Below are 20,730 nucleotides of genomic sequence, written 5' to 3'. Positions count from 1 at the left end.
GTGGCTAACTGTCGGAGGGCTTGCCAGAGCCTGTGACAAAGGTCCCTACAAAGCATGGAATCGGTGCTTCTGGCTAGCCCTCTGACGACTTGCCACCCGAACGAGTCGCGCCCGCGGCGGCGCCGGCCTTGATCCCACCGTCCTTGTTGCCGGACGGGGCCTCAAAAGACTCCAACGCCTCCAGGACGTCCTGGACACGGGAGATCTCCGCATTGATGTCCTCGCGGCGGCGCACCAGGACCTCCAGGTCGCGCTTGCCCTCCTCGACCGCGGCCTTCGCCTCCTGGATCGCCTCGGACCTGATCTTCTCGGCCTCGGTGACGAGCGAGTTCTTCTTCTGCTCGGCCTCCTTGAGGAGACCCTCCGCCTTCTTGACCGCGGCGATACGCACCTTGCTCGCCTCGGAGTTGGCCTCCGACACCAGGTCCTTCGCCTTCGCCTCGGCCTCGGCGAGCTGGTCCTCGGCCGCCTTCACGAGCGCGTCGCAGCGCTCGCCGGCCGTCTTCATCGCCTCGGCCGACTCACGGCGGGCCCGCCCGTGCAGCTCCTCGATCTCCGTGGTGATGCGGTCGCGCAGCTCCTCCGCCCGCTCCCTTATCGCCGTCGCGTCCCGGCGCGTGCCGACCAGCAGCTCGTCCGCGTCCGTACGGGCCCGCTCCACCAGGGAATTGCCTTCCACGGTCGCCTCGGAGACCAGTCGTTCGGCCTCGTTGCGCGCCGCCCCGACCATCGTGTCGGCCTGCGACTCGGCTGCCGCCGTCGTCTTCTGCGCGCTCTGCTGCGCCTCGGAGAGCAGCTTGTCCGCCTCGGACGCGGTCTCCGAGATGAGGGTGTCGACCTGCTCGGCCGCCTCGGAGCGGCGCTTGTTGGCCTCCTGGCGCGCTTCGTCCAGCGTGCGCTCGGCCTCCTCGCGCGCCGACGACGTGAGCCGCTCGGCCTCCGCCGCCGCCTCGGCCTTGACGCGCTCCGAATCGGCGCGGACCCGCTCGGCGTGCTGCTGCGCGGAACCGACCGTCTCGGCGGCCTCGGCCCGCAGCCGCTCCGCGTCTCCGGTCGCGTCCGAGATGAGCTGCTCGGCCTTGGCCACGGATTCGGCCCGTACGCGCTCGGCCTCGGCGGCGGTCTCGGTCGTGAGCCGCTCGGCCTCCGCCGCCGCCTCGGTGATGAGGGTGTCCGCCTGCGTGGCCGCGTCCGAACGGATCCGGTTGGCGTCCTCCCGGGCGTCCGCACGGGTCCGCGAAGCATCCTGCTCGGCGTTCGCGATGGCGTCGGACGCCTCGGTGCGGACACGCTGGGCGTGGTCGGCGGCGTCCGAGCGCAGCCGCTCGGACTCGGCGATGGCCTCGGAAACCGTGCGCTCCGCGAGCGACGAGGCGGCATCCGTCTCCTGGGCCGCCTCCCGCCGGATGCGCGCCGCGTCCTCGGACGCCCGCTCCCGCTCCGCGTACGCGTCGGCGCGGACCCGGTCCGCCTCCTCCTGCGCCTCGGTCCGCGTGCGGTCCGCCACGTGCTCGGCGGTGCTGCGCAGACCCGCGATCTCCTCCTGGGCCTGCTCGTGCAGCCCGGCGACGGAGTCGCGCACCTGCTGAGCGGTCTGCTCGGCGCTCGAGACCATCTCGGTCGCCCGCCGGTCGGCCTCCTCGACCAGGCGTACGGCCTCGGCCTGCGCCTCGTCGACGCGATTGCGCGCGGAAGCCAGCAGCTCCTCGCTCTGTTCACGGGCCCGCTCGCGCTCCTGGTCGGCCTCCTGGCGCGCGGAGCCGAGAAGCTCCTCGGCCTCGCGGCGGCGCCTGGCGGCCTCCTCCTGCGCGGCGGCCAGCGTCTCGGCGCCCTCGGTCGCCAGCCGCTCGGCCGCGGCCTGCGCCTCCGCCCGTACGCGATCGGCGCTGTCCTGGGCCTCCGACTTCAGCCGCTCGGCCTCCGCCGCGGCCTCCGAACGCAGTCGTACGGCGATGGTCTCGCCCTCGGCGCGTGAGGTGGACGCGTCCGCGGCCGCTTCGTTGCGCAGTCGCTCGGCCTCGGCCTCGGCCTGTGCCTGCAGCGCGCGGATCCGCTCGGCGGCCTCCGTGCGCAGCCGGTCCGTCTCCTCGGCGGCCTCGCGGCGGATCCGCTCGGCCTCCGCGCGCGCGTCCGTCAGCGCCTGCTCGGCGGCGGCGAGGCGCTCCTCGGCCTCCGTGTGGCGACGGGTCAGCTCCTCGGCGGCCTCGGCCTGGCGAGCCGCTATGGCGCGCTCGGTCTCCTCGCGCAGCCGCTCGGCCGCACGCTCGGCCTCCGCGTTGATCGCCTCGGACTGCTCGACCGCCTCCGCCCGATGCCGCTCGGCCTCGGCACGGGTGCGCTCCAGGGTCTCCTCGGCCTGCCGGCGCAGTGTGGTGGCGCGCTCGATGGCCTCGGTGCGGACCTTCTCGCTGTCCGTCGCGGCGGTCTGGCGCAGTTCGTCCGCGTCGGCCTTCGCCTTGGCGAGCAGCTCCTCGGCGGTCTTGGCCGCCTCCTCGATCTGCTGGACGGCCTCGCGGCGAGCCTCCGCGCGGATGCGCTCGCCCTCGGAGACCGCGTCGGCGCGCAGCTGCTCGGCCTCGCCGCGCAGACGGCGCGCCTCCTCCTGCAGTTCGACCGTCTTGGCGCGGTACTCCTTGGTGTCGTCCTTCGCCGTGCCCTTGAGCTGCTCGGCGATGTCGTGCGCCTCGGCTCGCAGCCGGTCGGCCTCGGCCTCCGCTTCGGTGCGGATCCGCTCGGCCTCCTCGGCGGCGGCCTTGGTGGTCGTCTTGGCTTCCTCGGACGCCTTGTCGAGCACGTCCTCGGCGGTACGGGCGGCCTTGGCGAGCTGGGACGCGGTCTCCTCGGCGGTGAGGCTGCGGGCGTTCTTCTCGGCCTCCGCGACGATCTTCTCGGCCTTGGCGCGCGCCTCCGCGACGACCTGCTCGGCCTCGGACTTGGTGGTCTCGGCCTCCTTGGTGGCCTCGCTGACCAGCCGGGCGACCTGCTCCTTCGCCGTGCGCGTGCGCTGCTCGTTCGCCGACTCCGCGCTGGAGAGGGTCTTGGCCGCGGACTCCTTCGCCTCGGCGACGACCTTGTCGGCCTCGGCCCGCGCCGCGCGCAGCGCCGCATCCGCCTCGGTCATGCGCTGCTCGGCGGCCCGGCTCAGCTCGGTGGCCTGGCGGCGGGCGGTGTCCGACTCGGTCGCGGTGGAGCTGCGCAGCTGCTCGGCGTGGTCGGTGGCCTCCTGGGCCTGCGTGGACGCCGCGTTCAGCAGCCGCTCGGCGTCCGTGCGGGCCCGGCGCAGCAGCTGCTCGGCCTCGGCGCGGGCCGCCTCGGCGTCGGTGGTGAGCCGCTGCCGCGCCTCGGCGGCGACCCGCTCGGCCTCCGTGCGGGCGGCGGCCAGCGCCTGGTCGGCCTCGGCGCGCGACTCCTCCAGGAGACGGCGGGCCTGCGACTCGGTGCGGGCGCGCAGTTGCTCCGCCCATGCCACGTTCTCGTTGACGTGCGACTCGACGGTCTGCCGGCGCTCGGCCAGCTCCTGGTCGAGCTGCTGGCGGCGCGTGACCGCTTCCTGGTGCAGCTCCGCCTGAAGGCGCGCGGCCTGCTCGGCGTGTTCCTGCAGGATCCGCTGCGTCTGCGCGCGGGCCTGGCTCAGCTCGCGCTCGGCGTCCGAGCGCAGCTGGTCGGCCTGGATCTGGGCATTACGGAGCAGCTGCTCGGCCTGGTACCCGATGTCGCCGCCGTCGTAGGCAGGACGGGTCGCCAGACTGCGCCGCGCCTCGTGCAGCTTGGCGCGCAGCACCTCGACCTGATAGCCGAGGTCCTCGGCGTGCTGGACGGCCTTCTCCCGCTCGGTCTTCAGCCGCTCCATCTCGGCCTCGAACCGAGAGAGGTGGTCGACGTCAGCCGCCGGCTCTCGCTCCTGGCGTTCGTAGCCCCGCACTGCGCGGTCCCATCCGTCCCCTGGTCGCAAGTCTCTCCAAACGAGCTCCGTCCATCCGCCGAACGGGGCCCCCGGGGAATGGTGTCAGATCAACGGCGGAGCATGGGCTGCTGCCCCGACGCTCGTCCCTCGAAACCTGGACCCCGGCCCTCGGTTCTGCGCGCTGGAATGCGGCAGGACCTCGGCCGTCCCCGCGAAAAGGCGACGGCCGCCCCCAACCCTACCGGCCCAGATATACGGGGGTCAGTGCTCAGGTGACTCAACAGCAGCCGAAGTGACCAGTTCTGTCAGGACACCGTGGCAATCCTTTGGGTGCAGGAAGGTGATGCGGGAGCCCATGGACCCGCGCCGGGGCTCGTCGTAGAGCACGCGTACGCCCTTGTCCTTGATGTCGGCGGCGTCGGCGTCGACGTCCGCCGTACCGAAGGCGATGTGGTGCACGCCCTCGCCGTTCTTGGCGAGCCACTTCGCCACGGTGGAGTCGTCGCGGGTGGGCTCCAGGAGCTGGAGGTAGGAGGCGCCGCCGTCGGACGTCTCGTTGATCTTGAGCATGGCCTCGCGTACGCCCTGCTCTTCGTTGACCTCGGAGTGGAAGACCTCGAAGCCGTACGTGGCCCGGTAGAACTCGACGGTCTTGTCGAGGTCGAAACAGGCGATCCCAATGTGGTCGATTCGCGTCAGCATGGAGTCAGTGCAGCGCTCCGGAGGTGGTTACGCAACGTGCGCGCGATCACACTCGCGGCCGGATGACGGCTGGCTTACCGCTCAGTACATTCAAGTAAACCCTCGTTCACTCCTCAGCTGTGCAAGCTGGAAGGGGATCGCACCTCATGTCTGGAACGAACAGCACGACTTCCGTGATCGTCGCGGGTGCCCGCACCCCGATGGGACGGTTGCTCGGCTCCCTGAAGTCCTTTTCCGGAGCCGACCTCGGAGGCTTCGCGATCAAGGCCGCCCTCGACCGTGCGGGGATCGGTGGCGACCAGGTGCAGTACGTGATCATGGGCCAGGTGCTCCAGGCCGGGGCAGGGCAGATCCCGGCACGCCAGGCCGCGGTCAAGGCGGGCATCCCGATGAGCGTCCCGGCGCTCACCATCAACAAGGTGTGTCTGTCGGGCCTGGACGCCATCGCGCTCGCCGACCAGCTGATCCGAGCGGGCGAATTCGATGTCGTCGTCGCGGGTGGCCAGGAGTCGATGACGAACGCGCCGCATCTCCTCCCCAAGTCCCGTGAGGGCTACAAGTACGGGGCGATCGAGATGCTCGACGCCATGGCGTACGACGGTCTGACGGACGCCTTCGAGAACATCGCCATGGGCGAATCGACGGAGAAGCACAACACGCGGCTCGGCATCGCCCGTCCGGAGCAGGACGAAGTGGCGGCCCTCTCGCACCAGCGTGCGGCCGCCGCGCAGAAGAACGGCATCTTCGAGGCGGAGATCACGCCGGTCGAGATTCCGCAGCGCAAGGGCGAGCCCGTCGTCTTCAGCAAGGACGAGGGCATCCGCGGCGAGACGACCGTCGAGTCGCTCGGCAAGCTGCGCCCCGCCTTCACCAGGGACGGCACGATCACCGCCGGCACCTCGTCGCAGATCTCGGACGGCGCGGCCGCCGTGGTCGTGATGAGCAAGGCCAAGGCGCTGGAGCTCGGCCTGGAGTGGATCGCCGAGATCGGCGCGCACGGGAACGTGGCAGGCCCGGACAACTCCCTGCAGTCGCAGCCCTCGAACGCGATCGTGCACGCCCTCAAGAAGGAGGGCCTGGAGGTCGAGGACCTCGACCTGATCGAGATCAACGAGGCCTTCGCGGCGGTCGCCGTGCAGTCAATGAAGGATCTCGGGGTGTCCACGGAAAAGGTGAACGTCAACGGCGGCGCCATCGCTCTCGGTCACCCGATCGGGATGTCCGGTGCCCGGCTCGTGCTGCACCTCGCCCTTGAGCTGAAGCGGCGCGGCGGCGGCGTGGGCGCGGCCGCGCTGTGCGGTGGCGGCGGTCAGGGTGACGCGCTGATCGTGCGGGTACCCAAGGCCTGACACGCGTTCCCCTCTTGCGGAATCTCGACTGAACGGAGCTGTGATGCAGGACGTCTCCTCGCTGGTGGCCCAGGCCAGGGAAGGACGGCCGCGGGCCGTGGCCCGGCTGATCTCCCTGGTGGAGGGGGCGGCACCGCAGCTCCGTGAGGTCATGGCGGCGCTGGCGCCGTTGGCCGGTAACGCGTACGTGGTGGGGCTGACGGGATCGCCGGGCGTCGGCAAGTCGACGTCGACCTCGGCCCTGGTGACGGCGTACCGGCGACAGGGCAAGCGCGTCGGAGTGCTGGCCGTCGACCCCTCCTCGCCGTTCTCCGGAGGCGCGCTGCTCGGCGACCGCGTGCGCATGTCCGAGCACGCGTCCGACCCCGGGGTGTACATCCGCTCGATGGCCACGCGCGGCCACCTGGGCGGGCTCGCGTGGGCCGCGCCGCAGGCGATCCGCGTCCTGGACGCGGCGGGCTGCGACGTGGTGCTGGTGGAGACGGTGGGTGTCGGCCAGTCCGAGGTCGAGATCGCGTCCCAGGCGGACACGTCGGTCGTCCTGCTCGCTCCCGGCATGGGCGACGGGATCCAGGCGGCCAAGGCCGGAATCCTGGAGATCGGCGATGTGTACGTCGTCAACAAGGCCGATCGGGACGGGGCCGACGCGACGGCGCGTGAGCTGAACCACATGCTCGGGCTGGGAGAGTCCCGCGGTCCGGGCGACTGGCGGCCGCCGATCGTCAAGACGGTTGCCGCCCGTGGCGAGGGGATCGACGAGGTCGTCGAGGCGCTGGAGAAGCACCGGGCGTGGATGGAAGAGCACGGGGTGCTCGCCGAGCGGCGCCTGGCCCGCGCCGCCCACGAGGTGGAGACCATCGCGGTCACGGCCCTGCGTGAACGCATCGGCGACCTCCATGGTGACCGTCACCTCGGCGCGCTCGCGGAGCGGATCGTGGCGGGTGAACTCGACCCGTACCGGGCCGCGGACTCCCTGGTGGAGGGCCTGACAGAGAGCTGAGCCGAGGCGTTTCTCGCCCCCTCCGCCCTGCCCGTCCCGCAGTGTCGCGCAGTTCCCCGCGCCCTTTTCAGGGGCGCGGGGAACTGCGCAATCTTTTGGCGGGGGTCTGGGGGCGCAGCCCCCAGGGACGGGACGGGCAGGGGCGGAGGGGGCGAGAAACTCCCTGGTCAACTTCCACCGGCCGCTGCTAAGTTGGGCCGCATGTTCCTCCTCTTGGCATAGGGCCCGCCCAGGCCCGCGACGGACAGGCAGCGCATCGCCGCTGCGTCGTCGCGGCACTCAGGCGTCCCCCAACCCGCCTCGAAGTCGAGGAACCTTTCGCATGTCTGCGACGCTCTCGCGGCCCTCGTACGCCGCGCTCTTCCGCATTCCCCACACCCGCCGCACCTTTACCGCCGCCCTGATCGGCAGGCTCTCGTACGGCATCATCTCGCTGGCCATGATGCTCACCGTGACCCGGGCAACCGGGTCGTACGCCGTGGCCGGCACGGTCATGGCGCTGTTCGGCGCGATGAGCGTGTTCCTGTCGCCCGCGAGGGCGGCCCTGATCGACCGGTACGGCCCCCGCCGTGCCCTCCTCCCGATGGCCTCGCTGTACGCGGGCCTGCTCACGGCCTTCGCGGCGGCAGCCTGGCGGCCGGGAGCGCCGGCGGCGGCACTCGGCGCGCTGGCCGTCGCCGCCGGTAGTTGCACGCCGCCCCTCGGCCCCACGATGCGCGCCGTGTGGGGCGAAGTGGTCGAGGACCGGCTGCTGTTGCAGCGCGCGTACAGCCTGGACGGCGTGGCGGAGGAGATCCTCTTCGTCTCGGGGCCGTTGCTGGTGGGCGCGGTCGTGCAGTTCGCGCCGCCGGCCGCCGGGGTCGCGCTCAGCGCCCTGCTGGTGTGGGCCGGCACCCTCGCGTTCGTGCTGTCGCCGGTCGTGGCGGGCGTACGACCGGCCGCGGAGAAGAAGCGGGCACGCTCCGGGCGCCGGTTCCGCGGCGGACGCGCGCTCGCGCAGCCCGTCGTCGTCGCGGCGGGCGTAGGGCTGTCTCTGGGATCCCTGGACCTTCTCGTGATGGCCTTCGCCCAGCAGCGCCATCACGGGGACGACGTAGTGGCCTGGGTGCTCGCCGCGCTGTCGGTGGGCAGCGCGCTGGGCGGCCTGCTGAACGGCGCCGTCAACTGGCGCAGGCCCGCGCGGGTGCGGCTGCCGCTCCAGGCCGGCGGCCTGGGTCTCGCCCTGCTCGCCGCGGGGCTCGCTCCCGGCCTCGGCACACTGACCGTCGCCGTGGCCTGCGCGGGCTTCTTCGTCGCCCCGGCCCTGACCACGTCCTACCTGATCGCCGACGAGGCGGCTCCGCCGGGCTTCCGCACCCAGGCGGGCGCCTGGGTGAACACCGCGGTGAACGCGGGCAGTTCGGGGGGCGCCGCAGGGGTCGGGCTCCTGGTGGGCCACGTGTCACTGGGCCTGTGCTTCGCGGCCTCGGGAGCGGTGGCCGTCGCCGCGGGCCTGATCTCCGTGCGGGGTGCGGGCACTTCTCCGCGCCCCGTCGAGGGCGCGGAGAACTGCGCGATCAGCCACGAACAGCCGACAGCTCCCGAGCAGCCGGCCGTCTGAGGACGTCAGACCGCCCCAGGACGTCCGGCAGCTTCCGAACCGCTACGGTTTGCCCCGCTGCCCTCGCAGATGCTCGGCGATCGGCCGCAACGACTTGTGGAGGTCTTCCAGAGCCTCCGGGGAGAGCAGATCGATGAAGTGCCTCCGCACGGACGCCACGTGATACGGCGCGACCTTCTTCATCGTCTCCATGCCGTGCTCGGTGAGGACGGCATACAGGCCCCGGCGGTCAGACTCGCAGTTCTCGCGTCGCACCAGATCCGCGTTCTCCATGCGCGTGATCTGGTGCGAGAGCCGACTCTTGGACTGGAGGGTGGCGGACGCGAGGTCACTCATCCGCATCCGTAGGCCCTCCGACTCGGAGAGGTTGACCAGGATCTCGTAGTCGTTCATCGTCAGCCCGAACGGCTGCAGGTCCCTCTCGAGCTGGTACGTCAACAGCCTGTTGACCTCCAGGTGGGTGCGCCAGGCGCACTGCTCCGCATCGGTCAGCCAGCGCGTGGCCGTCTCGGTCTCCATAAATGAAGTCTACCTAAAATGTTGAAAGGCGAACTAGTGAGGGTGGTGTGACTGTGCGCACGCGTTCGATGTCACACTCCGCAGACTACCGCTCACAGCCCGAAGCGACGCTGGAGGTCCCCCAGCTGTCCGGGAAGGCGCGGTGTGCCGGCTTGCTGTCCCTGATGACCTGGTACCCCGCTCGCGCCCGGTACTCCCGGCTCGTGCGGGACCGCGCCCGTGGCCTGCTCGGCCATGAGGGTTTCGGTGGACTGGAGCAGCACCGTGCCGGCCCCTACGAACTCGAACTGGTGCTCCTCTCCAGAGGCCCCGCCGAGGCCTGTCATCGCACGTAGACCGCCCATTACACCTGTCATGTACCCGTGGTCGTAGTGATGGCACGGGGAGGGGCAGTCGGCCCAGCCCACCAGGGCCTGAGGGTCCACCCGAATCGGAGGTTCCATGAACACCACCGGACCGTTGGATGCGGCCACGAACTTGCCGGTTCCGATCAGGGTCAGAAACCCCGGCACGATCGACTGCTTGAGGGCAAGACTTGGCTGAAAAGCGAGGAGGTTGCCCGAGCGAATGGTCAGGTTGCCGTCGTCCAGGTCATACGAATTGACGTCGAAGGCCCGGTCGGCGAGGAGCATCTTGCCCGAACCCTCGGCCACGACCCAGTCGCTCGCGTGCAGAGGCGAATGGAACGACGTGCGCACGAGACGGTCGAGCCGGCCGTGTCCGACGCCGTTGAATTCCATCGACCCGTAGTAGGCGATCATCTTGCCCTTCTGCAGGAACCACTGGCTCCCCTTGAGCTCGACGCAGAAGGTGTACTTGTTGACGTTGTCGTCGACCGGCAGCGACATCGGGTCGTGGATCACCGGGCCGCCCGGAGTCCCGTACGCGCTCACAGCTTCTCCTCCGAGGCCTGGACGTACACCGCACCATTACCGCTCAGCTCCAGCTGGAACGCCTCGCCCGAGCCGCGGCCCACCATGTCGCGCCAGCCCAGCGCCGTGGACAGCTTGTTGCGTACGTCGCCGTGGTGGGCGACGTACGCCTGCGGGTCGACGTGGACCGGGCGCTGCGGGGTGATCGGGATCTCGAAGACGCCGCCGTGCGCCATGACGGCGACCGCGCCGTGTCCCTTGAGGGTCGTGGTGAAGAGGCCCTGGCCGGTCACCTGGCCCCGCATCATGCCCATGACCCCGCCCTGCGAGCCGAGGAACATCGTGCCCTGCTGGAGAGTGCCGTCGAAGGCGAGCAGCCGGTCCGCCTCGACGTACAAGGTGTCGCCTGTGAGATTGATCACTTGCACGTGATGGCCGCCGTGCCCGAAGAGCACCGTGCCGGAGCCCTCGACGGTCATCAGTGGAGTGGCCTCGTTGGCCAGGCGGCGGCCGATCATCGACATGACACCGCCCTGGCCGCCCTGGATGTTGGGGGTGAAGGAGACCTCGCCCCGGTAGGCGAGCATCGCGCCGCGCTGGCTGAACATCCGCTGGCCCGGCAGCACCGTGGCCTCGACCATCTTCGAGTTCACTTCGCGAAAGGGCATGTCACACGTCCCCCGCGATCGTGTTGCGCTCACTGGGCTGCACATAGACCAGGCCGTCGCCCTCGAAGCGGATCTGGAACGCCTCGCCGCCGCCCTCGCCGAGCAACGTGCGGAACGTCACACCGGACTGGAAGGACTGGCGCACATTGCCCTGGTGCGCGATGTACGCGCCCGGGTCGACCGTCAGCGGGTACTGGGAGCTCACCCGCAGCACCACCGCCGGGCCGTCGGACATGATCGCCGCCTGCCCGTGTCCCTCGACGGTGGTCGTGAACAGTCCGTTGCCCTGTGAGGCGCCCCGCAGGCCCGTGAAGGACGTGCCGGTGCGCAGCCCCGCGTCCGTCGCGAGCAGATTGCTCGACTCCACGTACAGCTTGTCCCCCTGGAGATCGACGAGGTTGATCTCGGAGGCACGGTCCGCGAACCAGCAGGTCCCGTGTCCCTTCACCTCCATCACCGTCATCTGCTCACCGGTGAGGCGCCGGGTCACCATCCCCCGTATGCCCTCACCGCCCCCGCTCAGCTTCTTGAAGGCCATCTGGCCGTCGTACGCGACCATCGAGCCGTTCTTCGCCTTTACGGCGTCCCCGGTCATGTCGACGGCCAGCACCTTGCTGCCTTGAAGTCGAAACATCGCCACGCTGTGAAGGTAGCCGCCGGGTGGGGCCGCCGACAGAGCCCGCGGGATGATCCGGACCCCGAAGACACCCCGAGACCCCCTGCCGGGAGGCGCGAAGCCCGAGTGCCACAATGGGCGGACGCTTGTGCTTGCGTTCACAAAGCGTTGACGACTCTCCCACCGAAGGTGACCCGTGGACATAAAGACCGCCTCCGCCCTCCGCCGCCTCCGCCTGGTCTCGGCCCCCGAGGCTGTCTCCTTTCTGCTGCTGCTCGTCTGCTCGGTGCTGAAGCGGACCACGGACTTCAACGCGGTGCCCGTCATGGGCGCCATCCACGGCGTCCTCTTCATCCTGTACGTGATCTTCTGGGCGGACGCCTGGAACCGCGCCAAGTGGAGCGGGGGGACCGGCATCCTCTACTTCGTTCTCTCCGTCCTGCCGACCGGCGGCTTCTTCGCCGAGCGCAAGCTCAAGCGCGAGGCCGAGAACGCGGTCATCGCGTCTCGCGCCCGCAAGGAAGGGATCGTGAACGCATGATCGTCGCCTTCTCCGTGACACCGCTGGGCGTCGGCGAGGACGTTGGGGAGTACGTCGCCGACGCCGTCCGCGTGGTCCGAGAGTCGGGTCTGCCGAACCGCACCGACGCGATGTTCACCTCGATCGAAGGCGAGTGGGACGAAGTGATGGACGTCGTCAAGCGCGCCGTCGCCGTCGTCGAGGAGCGTGCACCGCGCGTCTCGGTCGTCCTCAAGGCGGACATCCGTCCCGGCGTGACGGACGGTATGACCTCCAAGGTGGAGACGGTGGAGCGGCACCTGTCCGCGTAAGCCTCCGTCAACCGGACCTCCCGTGGAGGTCCGTCTCCCGAACCCCGGCCCCTGGGCCGGGGTTTCTTCGTGCCTCGCGGCCTGCGTCCGTCAGCGCGCCCCGGCCGGCGCCGTGAACGCGGAGCCCCAGCGGGTCACCCAGCTCCGGACGCCAGGGCCAGGCCCAGGGGCGTGTGCTCGTAGAGGACCTGGTGGCCGTAGCGGCGGGAGGTGAGCAGGCCCGCGTCGCGGAGCGTCGCGAGGTGGGCCGATACGGAGGACGGCGCGAGCCCGAGACGTTGCGCCAGGACCGTCGTGGTGGCGGGCTCGGCCAGTGCGGTGAGCACGGCGGCCCGCCCCCGCCCGAGCAGCCGTACGAGCGCGTCGGGCGCTCGGTCCGACGGCCCGGACCACAGACCGCCGATGCCCCGCGCAGGGTAGACGAGCGTGGGCTGCCAGGGCGGGTCGAAGGAGCTGACCACGTCCGGCCAGATGAAGACGCTGGGCACCAGGACGAGTCCCTGCCCCGCGAGGTCCCGCTCGTGGAGCCCCTTCCACTCGACGGCCAGCGTCCGGGCGCGCCAGCCGAACCGCGGGTCGATCTCCGGAAGCAGCCCGCCGAGGCCGACCTCGGCGAGCCGCCGTGAGTGGAACGAGACGTCCGCCTCCAGCAGGGCCCGCAGCCGTGGCCAGTCCGGTTCGAGGAGGGTGTGCCAGGCCTCCTCCACCAGGTCGGCCAGCTCCCGGACCATGCGGACCGGGTCCTCCAGCAGGGCCCGCCCGCGGGCGGACTCGAGGGCGCCGGGGGTGTCCGTGAGTGACCGTGCGGTCTCCTCACGGGCCGACTCGGGGTCGGCCGCGCGGACCGCCGCGATCTCCTCCCCGAAGGTGGCGGCCGGGCCGATCGGAGGCCGGCCCAGCCAGTCGGGGGAGTAGCCGCGCCGCGGCATGAGCAGCCACAGGGGCGCGAGGTCGAGCCCCGCCGCGGCGGCGCGGATCCGCCGCAGCCAGTGCGCGTGGTAGCCGTGGCGCGCGGGACGGTTCAGCGTCCGCACCGCCTCGAGGGTCTCCCACAGCGGGGACACCGCGAAGCGGCAGTTGAGGAGGTCGTCCTCCCCGAAGTGCAGCAGGGACGGCACGGCGCCTCCCACGCTGGGCTTCGACGGTCCGGAAGATTCGGCTGAGACCGAAACTCTACGGGTCCCGTCGGCGGGCGGGCACGCTGCTGCCCATGCGGGAAGCACAGGACACAGAGGCGCAGGACACAGAAGCGCAGGACACAGAAGCGCAGGACACAGAAGCGCAGGACACAGAGGGAACAGGGCCGGCGGGCACCCCGGCGCCGCGCGCCGCGGACGCCGCCCCCGACGTCACGGGCTACGGCCGCGTCTTCGCCGTACGGGAGTTCAGGGCCGTCTTCGCCGCGCACGCCCTGTCGCTGCTCGGGCTGGTGGTCAGCGAGATCGCCCTGTCGGTCCTGGTCTACGACCTGACCGGCTCCCCGTTGCTGAGCTCCCTCACCTTCGCGCTCGGCTTCCTGCCGTACCTCGTCGGCGGAACCCTGCTCGCGGGCGTCGCCGACCGTTTCCCGGCCCGGCGGGTGCTGGTGGTGTGCGACCTGGTGTGCGCGGGGTGCGTGGCCGTGATGGTGACGCCGGGCGCGCCCACGGCCGTACTGCTCGCGATGAGGTGCGCCCTCGCCGTGGTCTCACCGGTCTTCCAGGGCACACGGACGGCGACCCTCGCCGACGTGCTCGGCGACGGAGACTTGTTCGTACTCGGCCGTTCCCTGCTGCGGATCGTCTCGCAGAGCGCGCTGCTCACCGGTTTCGCGGCCGGCGGCCTGCTGCTGACCGTCGTCACGCCGCGGCACGCCCTCGTCGTCACCGTGTGCACGTTCCTGGCGTCCGCCGCACTGCTGCGTCTCGGCACCCGGCGGCGGCCGGCCCGGGACCGGCAGGCGGGGGCCCTGGTGCGGGACTCGCTGCGCGGCACCCGGCTCGTGCTCGCCGACCGGCGCGTGCGTGCGCTGCTCCTGCTGTTCTGGGTGCCGCCGATGTTCGCCGTGGCGCCGGAGGCGCTGGCCGCTCCGTACGCCGACGGGCTGGGCGCCGGGCCGGCCGGGCTCGGCCTGCTGATGTGTGCGCTGCCGGTCGGCACGATCGCGGGGGAGTTGTACGCGGGGGCGAGGCTGCGCCCGGCCATCCGCACCCGGCTCGTCCTCCCGCTCGTCTGCGTCACCCTCCTTCCCTACGTGGGCTACGCCCTACGGCCCGGACTCGGCTGGTCGCTGGTCCTGCTGCTGCTCGCGGGCGCCGGGTCGGCGTACACGCTCGGCCTCGACCAGTGGTTCGTGCGGGCCGTTCCGGAGGAGCTGCGGGGGCGGGCCATGACCCTGAACACGGCGGGGCTGATGACCGTCCAGGGGCTGGGGATGGCGCTGGCGGGGGTGGCCGCGGAGTTCGCCGGGGTGCGGGCTGCCGTCGCGGGCGCGGGTGTGCTGGGCACCGTCTGCTGCGTCCTGCTGGCGGTGGAGGCGCGACGAGCGGAATCGGCGGCGGCGCGGTGCGCGGGAAAGGGGGTCGTGCGGAGGGTGGACAGGGGAGTCGCGACCGGTGCCGGAGGGGGCGGAATCCCCCTCGCGCCGGGGCGGGCGACCGAAACGCGAGACGGGGCTGACCATGATGTGACCGGCCGGTAAGGTCTTTGGCGTGCCGAAGCCGCTCAGCCTTGCCTTCGATCCCATCGCCCGCGCCGACGAACACTGGAAGCAGCGCTGGGGATCCGTACCGTCCATGGCCGCGATCACATCGATCATGCGCGCACACCAGATCCTGCTCGCCGAGGTGGATGCGGTCGTCAAGCCGTACGGACTGACTTTCGCGCGCTACGAGGCACTGGTGCTGCTCACCTTCTCCAAGGCCGGCGAGCTCCCGATGTCCAAGATCGGCGAGCGGCTCATGGTGCACCCCACGTCCGTCACGAACACCGTGGACCGGCTGGTGAGGTCCGGGCTCGTCGACAAGCGGCCCAACCCCAACGACGGGCGCGGCACACTCGCCTCCATCACCGAGAAGGGCCGCGAGGTCTGCGACGCGGCCACCCGCGACCTGATGGCCATGGATTTCGGGCTCGGGGCGTACGACGAGGAGGAGTGCGCGGAGATCTTCGCGATGCTGCGGCCGCTGCGGGTCGCCGCGCGGGACTTCGAGGACGAGTAGGGCCTCGCTCCGAGGGCGGGTGTCCGAGGACGAGTAGGGCCTCGCTCCCAGGGTGGGTGTCCGAGGACGAGTGGGGGCGCGCGAAGATCGCGCAAATGGGGTCGTTACGCTCGTCCCCATGAAGAAGAGCGTGCTGACCAGGTACCGCGTGATGGCCTACGTCACCGGTGTGCTGCTGGTCCTGCTGACCCTCGGCGTGATCGCCAAGTACGTGCTCGACATGGACGGTGCCGCGGACTTCACCCGCGTCGTCGGTATCGCGCACGGCTGGCTGTACGTCGTCTACCTGGTCTTCGCCTTCGACCTGGGCTCCAAGGCGAAGTGGCCGGTCGGCAAGCAGCTGTGGGTGCTGCTCGCCGGGACGATCCCCACGGCCGCCTTCTTCGTGGAGCGCAAGGTCTCCCACGAGCTGGAGTCCAAGGTCGCGGACGACTCTCCCGCGGTCGCGAAGGCATAACTTCCACCGCCGTGCGGGCAACGTACGGCGGTGTCCCATCGACATTTACTAGGACGTCCTAGTAAATTCGAAGGTATGGACGCTGACGCCATCGAGGAAGGCCGCCGACGCTGGCAGGCCCGCTACGACGCTTCGCGCAAGCGCGAGGCAGATTTCACGACGCTCTCCGGCGACCCCGTGGAGCCCGTGTACGGGCCGCGGCCCGGAGACGAGTACGAGGGCTTCGAGCGGATCGGCTGGCCGGGCGAGTACCCCTTCACCCGCGGCCTGTATCCGACCGGCTACCGAGGGCGTACGTGGACCATCCGGCAGTTCGCCGGGTTCGGCAACGCCGAGCAGACCAACGAGCGCTACAAGATGATCCTCGCCAACGGAGGCGGGGGACTGTCGGTGGCCTTCGACATGCCCACGCTCATGGGACGCGACTCCGACGATCCGCGCTCGCTCGGCGAGGTCGGGCACTGCGGGGTCGCGATCGACTCGGCGGCCGACATGGAGGTCCTGTTCAAGGACATCCCGCTGGGTGACGTGACGACCTCGATGACCATCAGTGGTCCGGCCGTCCCCGTCTTCTGCATGTACCTGGTGGCCGCCGAGCGGCAGGGTGTCGATCCGTCGGTGCTCAACGGCACCCTCCAGACCGACATCTTCAAGGAGTACATCGCGCAGAAGGAGTGGCTCTTCCAGCCCGAGCCGCACCTCCGCCTCATCGGCGACCTCATGGAGCACTGCGCGTCGAAGATCCCCGCGTACAAGCCGCTGTCCGTCTCCGGCTACCACATCCGCGAGGCGGGGGCCACCGCCGCGCAGGAGTTGGCGTACACGCTGGCGGACGGCTTCGGGTACGTGGAGCTCGGCCTGTCGCGCGGACTGGACGTCGATGTCTTCGCCCCCGGTCTCTCCTTCTTCTTCGACGCGCATGTCGACTTCTTCGAGGAGATCGCCAAGTTCCGGGCGGCGCGGCGGATTTGGGCCCGCTGGATGCGCGATGTCTACGGGGCCACGTCCGAGAAGGCGCAGTGGCTGCGGTTCCACACCCAGACGGCGGGTGTCTCGCTGACTGCTCAGCAGCCGTACAACAACGTGGTGCGTACGGCCGTGGAGGCGCTGGCGGCGGTACTCGGCGGGACGAACTCCCTGCACACGAACGCGCTGGACGAGACGCTGGCGCTGCCGAGCGAGCAGGCCGCGGAGATCGCCCTGCGCACTCAGCAGGTGCTGATGGAGGAGACCGGGGTCGCCAACGTGGCCGACCCGCTGGGTGGTTCCTGGTACATCGAGCAGCTCACCGACCGGATCGAGGCCGACGCGGAGAAGATCTTCGAGCAGATCAAGGAGCGGGGGCTGCGGGCGCACCCCGACGGGCAGCATCCGATCGGACCGATCACCTCCGGGATCCTGCGGGGGATCGAGGACGGGTGGTTCACCGGGGAGATCGCCGAGTCCGCGTTCCAGTACCAGCGGTCGCTGGAGAAGGGCGACAAGCGGGTGGTGGGCGTCAATGTCCACCATGGCTCGGTGACGGGCGACCTGGAGATTCTGCGGGTCAGTCATGAGGTCGAGCGGGAGCAGGTGCGGGTGCTCGGCGGGCGCAAGGCCGGGCGGGACGACGCGGCTGTCCGGACCGCTCTGGACGCCATGCTGGCGGCCGCGCGGGACGGGGCCAACATGATCGCGCCCATGCTGGACGCCGTGCGGGCCGAGGCCACGCTCGGCGAGATCTGCGATGCCCTCCGGGACGAGTGGGGGGTGTACACGGAGCCGGCGGGCTTCTGAGGGGTTTCTTCGCCCCCTCCGCCCCCTGCCCGTCCCGACCCGGGGCTCCGCCCCGGACCCCGCCCGCGCGGTTTCCCGCGCCCCTGAAGGGGTCCGGGGAACCGCGCGTACTAGTCCTGCCCCGTCGCCCCCTTCAGCCCCAGCAGCAGTACACGGGTGAAGCTGCGGACCCACTCCTCGTCCGCGGGCTCCGCGCTGACGAGGGTGCGATGGACCACCGCACCCGCGACCATGTCGAAGATCAGGTCGGCGGTCCGGGCGGCGGCGGCCGGGTCGGACTCCGGGGGAAGCTCACCGCGGGCGGTGGCGCGGGCGCGGCCCTCCAGGACGAGGCGCTTCTGCCGGTCGACGATCGACGTACGGATGCGCTCGCGCAGGGGCTCGTCACGGGTGGATTCCGCCACGACGGCCATCAGCGCCGTCTTGGCCTCCGGGCGGCCCAGGATCGCCGCGAACTGGAGCACGACGCCCTCGATGTCCGCCGCCAGGCTCCCCCGGTCGGGGAGTTCCAGCTCGTCGAAGAGGACGGCGACGGCGTCCACCACGAGTTCGTTCTTGCCCGCCCAGCGGCGGTACAACGTGGTCTTCGCGACCCCGGCGCGGGTCGCCACGTCTCCCAGCGTCAGCTTGGACCAGCCCAGTTCGACCAGCGCCGCGCGCGTCGCCTCCAGGATCGCGGCGTCCGCGGCTGCGCTGCGCGGGCGCCCCGTGCGGGGGGCGGAAGTGCGACTTTGCATGCCAGTGACCATATCCGGCCGTTCTGTGAAGTCGTGAGGGAGATCACCGGGGTATCGCCCACGAAGAGGTCTCCCGACAGTTACGCTACGACGCGTAGCGAAAGCTCGTGCACCGCGATCGTGTGCGAGCGACAACCACTGGCGCCAGGTGGGGACCCGGCGCCGAGCATCACGTATCAAGTCGTAAAACGCCTGGCTTTCGGAACGCTTTTCACGCGCGCGCACAGAAGGGGGAGGATGTACTCATGCAGCCACGGAACATGTCCATGAGCGGAGTCGTCGACCTCGCCGCGGTGAAGGCGGCCCAGGAGGCCAAGGCGAAGGCGGAGCAGGCACGCGCCGAAGCGGCCAGGCAGGGCGGTGGGGGCGGGGCCGTGTCACCCGCCAGTCTCGTCATCGACGTCGACGAGGCGGGGTTCGAGCGTGACGTCCTGCAGCGCTCCACCGAGGTGCCGGTCGTCATCGACTTCTGGGCCGAGTGGTGCGAGCCCTGCAAGCAGCTGAGCCCCGTGCTGGAGCGGCTGGCCGTCGAGTACAACGGGCGCTTCGTCCTCGCCAAGGTCGACGTCGACGCCAATCAGATGCTGATGCAGCAGTTCGGGATCCAGGGGATCCCGGCCGTCTTCGCGGTGGTCGCCGGGCAGGCGCTGCCGCTCTTCCAGGGTGCGGCCGGCGAGGCGCAGATCCGCGGCACCCTCGACCAGCTCGTCCAGGTGGCCGAGCAGCGCTTCGGCCTCACCGGCCTGACCGTCGACGCGGACGCCGAGCCCGGCAGCGCCCCGGAGGCGCCCGAGGTGCCGGCCGGCCCGTACGACGCGCTCCTCGAGGCCGCCGTGCAGGCCCTGGACGCGGGCGACTTGGGCGGTGCCATCCAGGCGTACAAGAACGTCCTGAGTGACGACCCGGGCAACACGGAGGCCAAACTGGGCCTCGCCCAGGCCGAGTTGCTCCAGCGCGTGCAGAGCGTCGACCCGCAGCAGGCGCGTAAGGACGCCGCCGACAAGCCCGGTGACGCAGAGGCACAGATCACCGCCGCCGACCTGGACCTGGTGGGCGGGCATGTCGAAGACGCGTTCGGGCGGCTCATCGACACGGTGCGTCGCACGGCGGGTGATGACCGTGACGCCGTACGGCTGCGGCTGCTCGAGCTCTTCGAGGTGGTCGGTGCCGACGATCCGCGGGTGATCGCGGCGCGCCGGGCACTGGCCAGGGCCCTGTTCTGACCTGTCCCTAAACACCGGGGCTTGTGATGCCCAGGTGAAAGATTGGCCGAGAGAGCGACACGTGGCCGCGCTTTACCAAATCTTGGTAAACGCGGCCGCTGTTACTTGGAGTAAGTCAGGGGCCTTGATCTGTCGGATTTCGTCCGCTAATCAACCGTTCTGCCACCCGGCCTGAGGCCACCCTGTGTCGCCGACCGATACCGACGGGTCGTTGTTCGGTTATCCGGCCGTTACTAGCGAGTAACGAACCCCCTTGTGCGGGCGGCGAGAATGCACCACGATCGGCGACGCTCGGTCCATTCCCCCACCCCGACAACCAATCGGGTCAAGGGGTTTTCTGGGTCCCCACCGAGTAGAGGCGGCGGCAGTGGCGCCGTCTCTTGGGCAGGGGGGTCTTTGCCGTTCGGCAGAGCCTGTCCAGCAGGGTTGTGCGTGATGTGTGTCAGGCGCGACCAGTGGTTGTCGCTCGGGGGTGATCGCCGGTGATTCGGGCGCTGTTCGCGCCTCCGAGATCGGGCGCTCTCCTTCCCGAGGACGTAGCACTTCTCCCATCCCTGCCCGGCTGAGCCGCCGACATGGGGCAGTCAGGGCCAGGAGATGTACGTCCGAGAAGGAGGAAATATGGAGTCCCAGGTGCGTGGCGGGACCAGATGGAAGCGGTTCGCGGTCGTGATGGTGCCCAGCGTGGCCGCCACGGCAGCGATAGGTGTCGCCCTCGCGCAGGGCGCTCTCGCCGCGTCGTTCAGTGTGTCGGGTCAGTCGTTCAAGGTGACGGCGGACTCGCTCCACGGCGAAGGCTTCTCGCAGTACGGAGCCATCGACTCGGGGTACACCCTCGACGGAAAGAAGACGGCTCACCCCGTCGCGGTCTCGGCGTTCAAGAACGCGTCGATCACCAACATGTGCCAGTCGGTGGTCACCCCGGACATCCCGCTGCTCGGATCAGTCAGCCTGATCCTGAAGGCGGGCGGCGGTGGCACGCCGGTCCAGGCCGAGAACCTGTACATCGACGTCGAGGACCTCGAGGCCAACGCGACGTTCCACAACATCGACATCGGTGTTGCGGCCAAGGACGCCAGCAAGGGTCCGGGCATCGGCAAGGGTGACGCGGCCAACCCGTACGGGTTCGCTCAGCAGGCCGACTCGGCCGACCTGACCGATGTCAAGCAGACGGCGTGGGCGACCACCGCCGGTACGTTCAAGCTCAGCGGCCTGAAGATGTCGCTGTCCAAGGGCGTCAAGGAGTGCTACTAAGCACCCCGGGGGCGGGGGGGGG

19 protein-coding genes are annotated in these 20,730 nt (G+C 70.5%); 11 read left to right on the top strand and 8 right to left on the bottom strand.

What is annotated here, in order from left to right; translation table 11 throughout:
• Positions 1 to 73 precede the first annotated feature (73 nt).
• Together scy and mce are read right to left on the bottom strand one after the other, a co-directional pair.
• Positions 74 to 3,922 (bottom strand): polarized growth protein Scy, encoded by a 3,849-nt coding sequence (gene scy, locus IEY95_RS29180; protein ID WP_189189148.1) that lies wholly within the window; start codon positions 3,920 to 3,922, stop codon positions 74 to 76.
• Between the two features lie 243 nt (positions 3,923 to 4,165).
• A complete protein-coding gene (mce, locus tag IEY95_RS29175) occupies positions 4,166 to 4,606 on the bottom strand; it encodes a methylmalonyl-CoA epimerase (RefSeq protein WP_189189147.1) in 441 nt (146 codons plus the stop codon).
• Positions 4,607 to 4,752: 146 nt separating this feature from the next.
• On the opposite strand from mce, the gene IEY95_RS29170 reads away from it, so the two are divergent.
• The 3 genes from IEY95_RS29170 (at position 4,753) to IEY95_RS29160 (ending at position 8,555) form a co-directional block, all read left to right on the top strand.
• A complete protein-coding gene (locus tag IEY95_RS29170; RefSeq protein WP_189189146.1) occupies positions 4,753 to 5,955 on the top strand; it encodes an acetyl-CoA C-acetyltransferase in 1,203 nt (400 codons plus the stop codon).
• Positions 5,956 to 5,998: 43 nt separating this feature from the next.
• On the top strand, positions 5,999 to 6,955 hold the full coding sequence (gene meaB / locus IEY95_RS29165; protein WP_189189145.1) for a methylmalonyl Co-A mutase-associated GTPase MeaB: 957 nt from the start codon (positions 5,999 to 6,001) through the stop codon (positions 6,953 to 6,955).
• Positions 6,956 to 7,277: 322 nt separating this feature from the next.
• Complete coding sequence (locus tag IEY95_RS29160) at positions 7,278 to 8,555, top strand: MFS transporter (RefSeq protein WP_189189144.1); 1,278 nt, start codon at positions 7,278 to 7,280, stop codon at positions 8,553 to 8,555.
• A gap of 42 nt (positions 8,556 to 8,597) precedes the next feature.
• On the opposite strand, the gene IEY95_RS29155 is transcribed toward IEY95_RS29160, so the two are convergent.
• The 4 genes from IEY95_RS29155 to IEY95_RS29140 form a co-directional block, all read right to left on the bottom strand.
• Positions 8,598 to 9,074 (bottom strand): MarR family winged helix-turn-helix transcriptional regulator, encoded by a 477-nt coding sequence (locus tag IEY95_RS29155; RefSeq protein ID WP_189189143.1) that lies wholly within the window; start codon positions 9,072 to 9,074, stop codon positions 8,598 to 8,600.
• 92 nt (positions 9,075 to 9,166) lie between these two features.
• Positions 9,167 to 9,967, bottom strand: coding sequence for an AIM24 family protein (locus tag IEY95_RS29150; RefSeq protein ID WP_189189142.1), 801 nt, complete (start codon positions 9,965 to 9,967; stop codon positions 9,167 to 9,169).
• Positions 9,964 to 10,614, bottom strand: coding sequence for an AIM24 family protein (locus IEY95_RS29145; protein WP_189189141.1), 651 nt, complete (start codon positions 10,612 to 10,614; stop codon positions 9,964 to 9,966). The genes IEY95_RS29150 and IEY95_RS29145 overlap by 4 nt, the downstream gene beginning before the upstream one ends.
• A gap of 1 nt (position 10,615) precedes the next feature.
• Positions 10,616 to 11,248, bottom strand: coding sequence for an AIM24 family protein (locus IEY95_RS29140; protein WP_189189406.1), 633 nt, complete (start codon positions 11,246 to 11,248; stop codon positions 10,616 to 10,618).
• A 178-nt stretch (positions 11,249 to 11,426) separates the two neighbouring features.
• Between IEY95_RS29140 and IEY95_RS29135 the strand changes: the two genes are divergently transcribed.
• Both IEY95_RS29135 and IEY95_RS29130 read left to right on the top strand, forming a co-directional pair.
• Positions 11,427 to 11,771, top strand: coding sequence for a DUF3817 domain-containing protein (locus IEY95_RS29135; protein WP_189189140.1), 345 nt, complete (start codon positions 11,427 to 11,429; stop codon positions 11,769 to 11,771).
• Positions 11,768 to 12,061: an MTH1187 family thiamine-binding protein gene (locus IEY95_RS29130; protein WP_189189139.1), complete on the top strand. Its 294-nt coding sequence runs from the start codon at positions 11,768 to 11,770 to the stop codon at positions 12,059 to 12,061. The genes IEY95_RS29135 and IEY95_RS29130 overlap by 4 nt, the downstream gene beginning before the upstream one ends.
• A gap of 134 nt (positions 12,062 to 12,195) precedes the next feature.
• On the opposite strand, the gene IEY95_RS49300 is transcribed toward IEY95_RS29130, so the two are convergent.
• On the bottom strand, positions 12,196 to 13,179 hold the full coding sequence (locus IEY95_RS49300; protein ID WP_189189138.1) for an ArsR/SmtB family transcription factor: 984 nt from the start codon (positions 13,177 to 13,179) through the stop codon (positions 12,196 to 12,198).
• Positions 13,180 to 13,271: 92 nt separating this feature from the next.
• Between IEY95_RS49300 and IEY95_RS29120 the strand changes: the two genes are divergently transcribed.
• From IEY95_RS29120 to icmA, 4 genes are all read left to right on the top strand, one after another.
• Entirely contained in the window at positions 13,272 to 14,741 is a 1,470-nt protein-coding gene (locus IEY95_RS29120) for an MFS transporter (protein WP_189189137.1), read from the top strand.
• A gap of 10 nt (positions 14,742 to 14,751) precedes the next feature.
• Positions 14,752 to 15,261: a MarR family winged helix-turn-helix transcriptional regulator gene (locus tag IEY95_RS29115; protein ID WP_189189136.1), complete on the top strand. Its 510-nt coding sequence runs from the start codon at positions 14,752 to 14,754 to the stop codon at positions 15,259 to 15,261.
• A 118-nt stretch (positions 15,262 to 15,379) separates the two neighbouring features.
• Positions 15,380 to 15,718 (top strand): DUF3817 domain-containing protein, encoded by a 339-nt coding sequence (locus tag IEY95_RS29110; RefSeq protein WP_189189135.1) that lies wholly within the window; start codon positions 15,380 to 15,382, stop codon positions 15,716 to 15,718.
• Positions 15,719 to 15,793: 75 nt separating this feature from the next.
• Positions 15,794 to 17,494 carry a coenzyme B12-dependent isobutyryl-CoA mutase large subunit gene (icmA, locus tag IEY95_RS29105; RefSeq protein ID WP_189189134.1) on the top strand — a complete coding sequence of 567 codons (1,701 nt, stop codon included), beginning with the start codon at positions 15,794 to 15,796 and terminating at the stop codon, positions 17,492 to 17,494.
• Positions 17,495 to 17,604: 110 nt separating this feature from the next.
• Here icmA and IEY95_RS29100 read toward each other — a convergent pair whose 3' ends face one another.
• Positions 17,605 to 18,231 (bottom strand): TetR/AcrR family transcriptional regulator, encoded by a 627-nt coding sequence (locus tag IEY95_RS29100; protein WP_189189133.1) that lies wholly within the window; start codon positions 18,229 to 18,231, stop codon positions 17,605 to 17,607.
• A 245-nt stretch (positions 18,232 to 18,476) separates the two neighbouring features.
• Here IEY95_RS29100 and IEY95_RS29095 point away from each other — a divergent pair, with 245 nt between their 5' ends.
• Together IEY95_RS29095 and IEY95_RS29090 are read left to right on the top strand one after the other, a co-directional pair.
• Positions 18,477 to 19,454, top strand: a complete 978-nt coding sequence (locus tag IEY95_RS29095) for a tetratricopeptide repeat protein (RefSeq protein ID WP_189189132.1) — start codon at positions 18,477 to 18,479, stop codon at positions 19,452 to 19,454.
• 621 nt (positions 19,455 to 20,075) lie between these two features.
• A complete protein-coding gene (locus tag IEY95_RS29090; protein ID WP_189189131.1) occupies positions 20,076 to 20,708 on the top strand; it encodes a DUF6230 family protein in 633 nt (210 codons plus the stop codon).
• The last annotated feature ends 22 nt before the right edge of the window (positions 20,709 to 20,730 follow it).

This window comes from Streptomyces albiflavescens, assembly GCF_014645835.1.
Taxonomy (GTDB): Bacteria; Actinomycetota; Actinomycetes; order Streptomycetales; family Streptomycetaceae; genus Streptomyces; species Streptomyces albiflavescens.
The sequence above is the reverse complement of the archived record's forward strand: the minus strand, read 5'-3'. Positions and strand labels throughout refer to the sequence as shown.

Bases quoted from the DNA above. Each gene is read 5' to 3' on its own strand.
- mce (WP_189189147.1), bottom strand. From the start codon at position 4,606: ATGCTGACGCGAATCGACCACATTGGGATCGCCTGTTTCGACCTCGAC.
- IEY95_RS29170 (WP_189189146.1), top strand. From the start codon at position 4,753: ATGTCTGGAACGAACAGCACGACTTCCGTGATCGTCGCGGGTGCCCGC.
- meaB (WP_189189145.1), top strand. From the start codon at position 5,999: ATGCAGGACGTCTCCTCGCTGGTGGCCCAGGCCAGGGAAGGACGGCCG.
- IEY95_RS29160 (WP_189189144.1), top strand. From the start codon at position 7,278: ATGTCTGCGACGCTCTCGCGGCCCTCGTACGCCGCGCTCTTCCGCATT.
- IEY95_RS29155 (WP_189189143.1), bottom strand. From the start codon at position 9,074: ATGGAGACCGAGACGGCCACGCGCTGGCTGACCGATGCGGAGCAGTGC.
- IEY95_RS29145 (WP_189189141.1), bottom strand. From the start codon at position 10,614: ATGCCCTTTCGCGAAGTGAACTCGAAGATGGTCGAGGCCACGGTGCTG.
- IEY95_RS29140 (WP_189189406.1), bottom strand. From the start codon at position 11,248: ATGTTTCGACTTCAAGGCAGCAAGGTGCTGGCCGTCGACATGACCGGG.
- IEY95_RS29130 (WP_189189139.1), top strand. From the start codon at position 11,768: ATGATCGTCGCCTTCTCCGTGACACCGCTGGGCGTCGGCGAGGACGTT.
- IEY95_RS29120 (WP_189189137.1), top strand. From the start codon at position 13,272: ATGCGGGAAGCACAGGACACAGAGGCGCAGGACACAGAAGCGCAGGAC.
- IEY95_RS29110 (WP_189189135.1), top strand. From the start codon at position 15,380: ATGAAGAAGAGCGTGCTGACCAGGTACCGCGTGATGGCCTACGTCACC.
- icmA (WP_189189134.1), top strand. From the start codon at position 15,794: ATGGACGCTGACGCCATCGAGGAAGGCCGCCGACGCTGGCAGGCCCGC.
- IEY95_RS29100 (WP_189189133.1), bottom strand. From the start codon at position 18,231: ATGCAAAGTCGCACTTCCGCCCCCCGCACGGGGCGCCCGCGCAGCGCA.
- IEY95_RS29095 (WP_189189132.1), top strand. From the start codon at position 18,477: ATGCAGCCACGGAACATGTCCATGAGCGGAGTCGTCGACCTCGCCGCG.
- IEY95_RS29090 (WP_189189131.1), top strand. From the start codon at position 20,076: ATGGAGTCCCAGGTGCGTGGCGGGACCAGATGGAAGCGGTTCGCGGTC.